Annotated in this window: 7 protein-coding genes; 4 read left to right on the top strand and 3 right to left on the bottom strand. The window is 68.2% G+C overall.

The annotated features are described in order from the left end of the window. Together ACTOWL_RS15140 and ACTOWL_RS15135 are read left to right on the top strand one after the other, a co-directional pair. A partial coding sequence (locus ACTOWL_RS15140; protein ID WP_441322073.1) for a type I restriction endonuclease subunit R, EcoR124 family occupies positions 1-935 on the top strand: 935 nt, incomplete at its 5' end. 143 nt (positions 936-1,078) lie between these two features. Next, positions 1,079-1,780: a TerC family protein gene (locus ACTOWL_RS15135; RefSeq protein ID WP_441322072.1), complete on the top strand. Its 702-nt coding sequence runs from the start codon at positions 1,079-1,081 to the stop codon at positions 1,778-1,780. A 169-nt stretch (positions 1,781-1,949) separates the two neighbouring features. Here ACTOWL_RS15135 and ACTOWL_RS15130 read toward each other — a convergent pair whose 3' ends face one another. The 3 genes from ACTOWL_RS15130 to ACTOWL_RS15120 all read right to left on the bottom strand — a co-directional run bounded on the left by ACTOWL_RS15130 (position 1,950) and on the right by ACTOWL_RS15120 (position 4,257). Continuing rightward, on the bottom strand, positions 1,950-2,459 hold the full coding sequence (locus tag ACTOWL_RS15130) for a DUF3455 domain-containing protein (protein ID WP_441322071.1): 510 nt from the start codon (positions 2,457-2,459) through the stop codon (positions 1,950-1,952). A 107-nt stretch (positions 2,460-2,566) separates the two neighbouring features. After that, the gene (locus ACTOWL_RS15125) at positions 2,567-2,806 is read right to left on the bottom strand and encodes a DUF2630 family protein (protein ID WP_441322070.1); all 240 of its coding nucleotides are present in this window, start codon (positions 2,804-2,806) and stop codon (positions 2,567-2,569) included. A gap of 83 nt (positions 2,807-2,889) precedes the next feature. After that, positions 2,890-4,257, bottom strand: a complete 1,368-nt coding sequence (locus tag ACTOWL_RS15120) for a serine hydrolase domain-containing protein (RefSeq protein WP_441322069.1) — start codon at positions 4,255-4,257, stop codon at positions 2,890-2,892. A 242-nt stretch (positions 4,258-4,499) separates the two neighbouring features. Here ACTOWL_RS15120 and ACTOWL_RS15115 point away from each other — a divergent pair, with 242 nt between their 5' ends. Both ACTOWL_RS15115 and ACTOWL_RS15110 read left to right on the top strand, forming a co-directional pair. Further along, positions 4,500-5,819 carry an ABC transporter substrate-binding protein gene (locus tag ACTOWL_RS15115; RefSeq protein ID WP_441322068.1) on the top strand — a complete coding sequence of 440 codons (1,320 nt, stop codon included), beginning with the start codon at positions 4,500-4,502 and terminating at the stop codon, positions 5,817-5,819. Between the two features lie 196 nt (positions 5,820-6,015). Beyond that, positions 6,016-6,897 carry a carbohydrate ABC transporter permease gene (locus ACTOWL_RS15110; RefSeq protein ID WP_441322067.1) on the top strand — a complete coding sequence of 294 codons (882 nt, stop codon included), beginning with the start codon at positions 6,016-6,018 and terminating at the stop codon, positions 6,895-6,897. Positions 6,898-6,900 lie beyond the last annotated feature (3 nt).

Raw genomic sequence — 6,900 nt, 5'->3', positions numbered from 1 at the left:
GGCCGTCGGCAAGTTCAAGCGCTTCAAGCGCATCGCCCTACGCTGCGAGAAGACCAAACGAAACTTCGCCTCCTTCGTTGCTCTCACCGCTGCCTTCATCTTGGTCAAATCCGTCCACAGAACCTAGCGAGACTATCCTGATCGAGCCGTACGAGGACCAGGTCAGGAAATTCAACGCTGCCGTCGACGTGCTACTTGCAATCGCACCGACTGTCGAAAGTGTCGATACTCTTGCGGATGAGAATGCGCGACTACGATTTGTGCGGGCATTCCGGGAGCTAGCGCGTATCAGAAACGTGCTGAGCGTCTTCGCCCAGTTCGATTGGATCGATTTAACCTTAAGCGCCCAAGCATTCGATGACTACAAGAGCAAGTATCTCGACATATACGACCAGACTCGTAAACACGAAGAAGACACATCCGCATCGATCATCGATGATATCGATTTCGAATTAGAGCTAATCCGCCAAGACAAGATCAATGTTTCCTACATTCTCCACCTATTGAATGAGACAAACCTCGCGCCGGAAAGTGATGACGATAGAGAACAGCGTTTCAGAAATATCCTCGATATCGTGGCGTCTGAACCGTCGCTTCGCAGCAAGCGCGAATTGATCGAGAAGTTCATTCAACAAAACATGCTCCAAATCGACAAAGGCGCCGACGTTGAAGGGGTATTTCGTTCCTATTGGGAGGGTGAGCGGGAAGAAGCCTTGAACGGTCTTTGCGCATCAGAAGGTATCAAACGGGCCCAACTCGATCACCTCATCGAACTCTACAACTTCACGGGTCAGACCCCGCCACGCGAGGAGGTCGTCGGAGCCTTGACCATAAAACCAAAGATCCTTGAACGGCGGAAGATCATCGATCGCATTATAGATCGCATGACGGCAATCGTACGAACCTTCGATAGCGATACCGGTGACATTGGATGAACAGGGAAGACATCTAGGCGTCCCCATCGGCCGCGCCTCTGCGGGTCGCGGTCCCAGCCACCGCCAACTCCCCGCCCCGGGTTCCCTCCTTTCTCCCTATGCGCTACATCACGATCTCCCCTTCGCCACCCCGGACCCCCGCCATGCCCGAATGGTTATCGCTCGCCGAGCTCACCGCCCTCGTCCAGGTCGTGATCATCGACGTGGCGCTGGCGGGGGACAACGCCATCGTCGTCGGCATGGCCGCGGCCGGGCTGGCCGCCGAGGAGCGGCGCCGCGCCATCCTGTGGGGCATCGTCGCCGCCACCGGCCTGCGCATCGTCTTCGCCCTGTTCACCACCCAGCTGCTGCAGATCGTCGGCCTGCTGTTCGCCGGCGGCATCCTGCTGCTGTGGGTGTGCTGGAAGCTGTGGCGCGAGCTGCGCGCCGACCATGCCGCCGAGGCCGCGGCGCTGGAGCAGGACGGCGGAGCCGGCTCGGGTGGAGGGAACCCCCTCCCCCTAACCCCCTCCCGCGAGGGGAGGGGGGACTCGAAGGGGGCAGCCCCGGCCAAGACCTTCCGCCAGGCCGTCACCCAGATCGTGCTGGCCGACGTGTCGATGTCGCTGGACAACGTGCTGGCCGTGGCCGGCACCGCGCGCGACCACCTCGAGGTGCTGGTCGTCGGCCTCGCCCTCTCCGTCGCGCTGATGGGCCTGGCCGCCAACTTCGTCGCCCGGCTGCTGCACCGCCACCGCTGGATCGCCTATGTCGGGCTGCTGATCATCCTGTATGTCGCCGTCATCATGATGTGGGATGGGGCCATGGAAATCTGGGGTGTGGCCAAGCCCGCCGTGGCGGGGTAAGGGGCGGCGGGGCCGGTCTCCTCCGTCGGCAACCCCCTCCCCCTGCCCCCTCCCGCGAGGGGAGGGGGAGAGTGGAAGGATGGGTCGGTGCGGTCGCGGAGGGACCGGGATTCGAGCCCGGAGCCGGCCCACTCACTCGTCGCGGCAGGGGCGGACGGGGCCGGCGGCGCTACGGGGACCGGGCCAGGAAGGCGTAGGTGGCGGTGTAGGGCACGCCGACCAGCGTGTCCGGCCGCACCGGCGGGGCGGCGGGGGCGGCGCCGCCATGGGTGGCGAGGCGCTGCACATAAGCCACCCGCGCCAGCAGGCCCGGCGCCGGGTCGTCCGTCACCGCGACCAGCAGCCAGGGAATGTCGGCCGGATCGGGCGCCGGCGCCGAGACCACCGGCACCGCCGGGTCATGCCCCACCTTGCTGCCGTCCGCCGCCTCCCAGGACGGGCCGGCATAGTGGAAGATCGCGATCCGGCCGCCGTCGCCGGTCAACCGGGCCAGCGGCGCCTGCAGCACCCAATGCGGCGCGCCGCCGGCCTCGGCGACGCTCTTGTAGATCTGCACGCCCGAGGCCTCGGCGGTGAACAGCAGCCGCGCGCCCGGCGGCTGCAGCACCGGCGGCACCTCCGCTGCGACCGTCTGGGGCGCGCCCAGCAGCAGCCAGGCGGCCAGGATCCATCGCCGCATCGGGTTCTCCTTCACCCTTCGACCGGTTCCCCCTGCCGCTGTTCGCCGCGACCCCGCACTTCGTTGCGGCTGCGCTCACTCGTCGCGGCCCCTGCTCGTCGCGGCCCCTACTCGTCGCGATAGGTGCGGACGATGCCGGCGGGGCGGAGATGGGCGTCGTCGGGGTCCTGGCCGAATTCGCGGCGGGCGCGGCGCTGGCGCAGCAGGTCCCAGGCGCGGTCGAGCTCGACCTGGATCTCCTTCAGCCGCTTCAGCTCGGGGTCGCTCGGCCGGCCGCCGGACCACAGCCGCTCCTCCTCCGCCACCAGCTTCTCGATCCGGTTCAGCACGGATTGGTCGGTCGTCACGGCAACGGTTCTCCCCTCGGTCTCTCCCTATCCGAGGATAGCGCAAAGCGCGGGCCGTGCCAGGGGAGCGCGACGGGTCGCCGCTATGCGCCGTAGCGCCGGCGCAGCTCCGCCGCCAGCTTCGCCTCGGGCAGCATGCGGCTGCCGGCGTAGCGGATCTCCGCCACCGCGCCCTTGCGGTCGCGCACCAGTGCGACCTCCTCGCCATAGGAGTTGTAGCCCTGGGCGCGGGTGACGCGGCCGCGGTCCGGCCCTTCGAGGGTGATCTCCGGCGTGTCGAGGAAGGGGGTGGTCAGCGCCGGGTCGGCGACCAGCACCTTGCCGCCGGCCGGCACCAGGTCGCCGGCGCGCCAGGGGCTCCACCAGCGGCCGGTCCAGTCCTTGGTCTTCGCCGTGGGGGCGCCGTGCTTCCGGAAGGTGGAGAGGATGTGGACGATGCCCTCGGCCCAGGGGTTGGCCGGGCCGTCCACCGCATTGGTCAGCACCGAGACGGCGATCCCCTGCCCCGGCAGCACCAGGGTGCAGGTGATGGTGCCCAGGAAGCCGCCGCCATGGCCGAACCAGTCGAAATCGCCGCTGCGGCCGTGGGAGGTGCCGAGGCCGTAATGGCGCTCCAGCTCCGCATCCGGGTTGCGCCATTGCCGCCGGATCAGCTCGCGCCGGCTGGCGGGGGAGAGCAGGCCGCCCTTGGCCTCGGGGTCGAGCCCGCCGAAGAACAGGACCAGGTCGCGGGCGGTGGAGACGAAGCCGGTGGCGGCGGCCAGCGCGTTGGTCGGGGCGGTGCCGGGGATCGGCACCCGGCGGCCGAGCGGCTGCTTGCCGCTGTGGCCGGTGGCGAGCGGGGTCGCGCCGGGGGACGGCAGGTCGGGCACCGTCTCCGCGAGGCCGGCGGCGGCGACGACCTCGCGCCGGATCCAGTCGGCATAGGCCTCGCCGGCCGCCGCCTCGATCACCAGCCCGAGCAGGCCGAAGCCGAGATTGGAGTATTTGAACCGGGTGCTGGCCGGCACCGGCGCCGGGGCGGCCAGGGCCTGGCGCAGCTCTTCCTCGTTCAGGAAGGGCTTGCGGTCCATCCAATGGTCGGTGTCGTCGCCGTCCCGGCCGAGTCCGGCGGAGTGCGACAGCAGCTGGCCGATGGTGGCGGCGGCGGCGGCCGGGGGCAGCCCGTCGACATGGCGGCCGGCCGGGTCGTCGAGGCCGAGCCTGCCCTGCTCGCGCAACTTCAGAATCCCGACGGCGGTGAAGGTCTTCGAATGCGAGGCGACGCGGAAGCGGTGGCGCGGGGTCAGCGGCGCCTTGCGGCCGAGCTCGGCGGTGCCGAAGGCCTGCTCCAGGACCACTTTCCCGTGCTCGGCGATGGCGACGACGCAGCCGGGCTGCTCGGTCAGCCGCATCTGGAAGTCGAGCCAGCGCGGGATGTAGTCGAGCGCGGCGGGCAGCCATTTCGCCATGGGAGCCGGGTCCGTTTCCTGAGTCGCGGGGTGGACAGGCTCGCATGATGTGGAGCGGCCCGCACCTCTCCGCTTGACTCCGGCCGGCTGCGGCATGAACATCTGTTCATTGGTTGAGCAGAATCACAAACTCACCCGATGAACCGTCAGGCGCCGCCGCCCAATTCGGCGTAGGCTTCCCGCCGGAAGAGAGCGAGACCGCGACAGACGCGGCTTTGGAGGAACAACCCGAGGAGGCCCCCATGCCCTGGAAGATGTGCAACGCCCTGGCCGGCGCCGGCGCGCTGGCGCTGCTGCTGTCGTCCGGTTCGGCGATGGCGCAGCAGAAGCTGACCATCGCCACGGTCAACAACGCCGACATGATCATCATGCAGCGCCTGTCGAAGGACTTCGAGGCGTCGAGCGGCATCGCGCTGAACTGGGTGGTGCTGGAGGAGAACGTGCTGCGCCAGCGCGTCACCACCGACATCGCCACCAATGGCGGCCAGTTCGACGTGCTGACCATCGGCACCTATGAGGTGCCGATCTGGGCCGGCCAGGATTGGCTGCTGCCGGTCGACAACCTGCCGGCCGACTACGACCTGGACGACGTGCTGAAGCCGGTGCGCGACGGGCTTTCGCATGACGGCAAGCTGTATGCCCTGCCGTTCTATGCCGAAAGCTCGATGACCTTCTACCGCAAGGACCTGTTCGACAAGGCCGGGCTGAAGATGCCCGACCAGCCGACCTACGAGCAGATCAAGGAGTTCGCGGCCAAGCTGCACGACCCGTCGCACGAGATCTACGGCATGTGCCTGCGCGGCAAGCCGGGCTGGGGCGAGAACATGGCCTTCGTCGGCCCGCTGGTGAACACCTATGGCGGCCGCTGGTTCGACGAGAGCTGGAACCCGACCATCGACACCCCGGCGTGGAAGGAGGCCATCACCTACTATGTCGACCTCTTGAAGAACTACGGGCCCCCGGGCGCGCCGTCGAACGGCCACAACGAGAACCGGGCGCTGTTCGCCAGCGGCAAATGCGCGATGTGGATCGATGCCACCTCGGCCGCCGGCTACCTGTACAACCCGAAGGATTCTACGGTGGCCGACAAGGTCGCCTTCGCCCAGGCGCCGATCGCCAAGTCGCCGAAGGGCAACCACTGGCTGTGGTCCTGGGCCCTGGCCGTGCCGAAATCGACCAAGTCGCCGGACGCCGCCAAGCAGTTCATCGCCTGGGCCACGTCCAAGCCGTACATCGAGTCGGTGGCGAAGAGCGACGGCTGGACCGTGGTCCCGCCCGGCACCCGCAGCTCGACCTACGCCAACCCGGAGTACCAGAAGGCCGCGCCCTTCGCGTCCTTCGTGCTGAAGGCGATCGAGACCGCGGACCCGAACGACGCCACGGTCGAGAAGGTGCCCTACACCGGGGTGCAGTTCGTCGGCATCCCGGAGTTCCAGGCCATCGGCACCGAGGTCGGCCAGCAGATCGCCGCCGCCCTCGCCGGCTCGGTCACGGTCGACGCGGCGCTGAAATCCGCGCAGGACGCCGCCGACCGGGCCGTCACCCAGGGCGGGTACAAGTAAGGTCCTGATCCCCGGCCTCTTCCGGTAACCCACCCCCTCCCCTCGCGGGAGGGGGCTCGGGAGAGATCGGCCCGGGGTTTGTTTTCCTTCACCGGCTCCGGCTTCGAGAGCACCCTCTCCCGAACCCCCTCCCGCGGGGGGAGAGGGAGAGCGGACCAGCGCCCCGGCGCTTCCGCGCAAGGAAAGGATGCACGCCATGGCCGCCATCGCCTCGTCCCGGCGCAAGGCGACGCTGCTCCTCGCCCCCTCGGTCACGGTCCTGGCCCTCTGGGCCTTCGTGCCGCTGGCGGCGACGATCTACTTCTCGACCCTGCGCTGGAATCTGATGAATCCGGCACGGCGCGGCTTCGTCGGGCTGGGCAACTACACCTTCCTGCTCACCGACCCGGCGTTCTGGGACGCGATCCAGAACACGCTGATCCTGGTCGGCGCCGTGCTGGCGATCACCGTGGTGCTCGGCACCCTGATCGCGCTGCTGCTGGACCAGCCCTTCCTCGGCCGCGGCATCGTCCGCGTGCTGGTGATCGCGCCGTTCTTCGTGATGCCGACGGTCAGCGCCCTGGTCTGGAAGAACATGATGCTGCACCCGGTCTCCGGCGTGCTGACCTGGGTGGCGCGCTCGGTCGGGCTCGAGCCGATCGACTGGCTGAGCCAGGCGCCGCTGGCCGCCATCATCATCATCGTCGCCTGGCAGTGGCTGCCCTTCGCCATCCTGATCCTGCTGACCGCGCTGCAGTCGCTGGACCATGAGCAGCGCGAGGCGGCGCGGATCGACGGCGCCGGGCCGATCGCGATGTTCTTCTACATCGTGCTGCCGCATCTGATGCACGCCATCGGCGTCGTCATCATGGTGCAGACCATCTTCCTGCTGGCGATCTTCGCCGAGATCCTGGTCACCACCAATGGCGGCCCGGGCACGGCCAGCACCAACCTGACCTATCTCGTCTACCGGAACGGCCTGCAGCAGTTCAATGTCGGCGGCGCCTCGGCCGGCGGCGTGGTTGCCGTGATCCTGGCCAACATCGTCGCCTTCTTCCTGGTGCGCGCTTTGGCCCGCACCCTGCGCAAGGGGGGCTGAGCC

The sequence above is a fragment of the Inquilinus sp. CA228 genome (assembly GCF_052078665.1).
In the GTDB taxonomy this organism is placed as follows: domain Bacteria; phylum Pseudomonadota; class Alphaproteobacteria; order DSM-16000; family Inquilinaceae; genus Inquilinus.
Note: the sequence above shows the minus strand (reverse complement) of the source record. Positions and strands in the feature narration are given on the sequence as shown.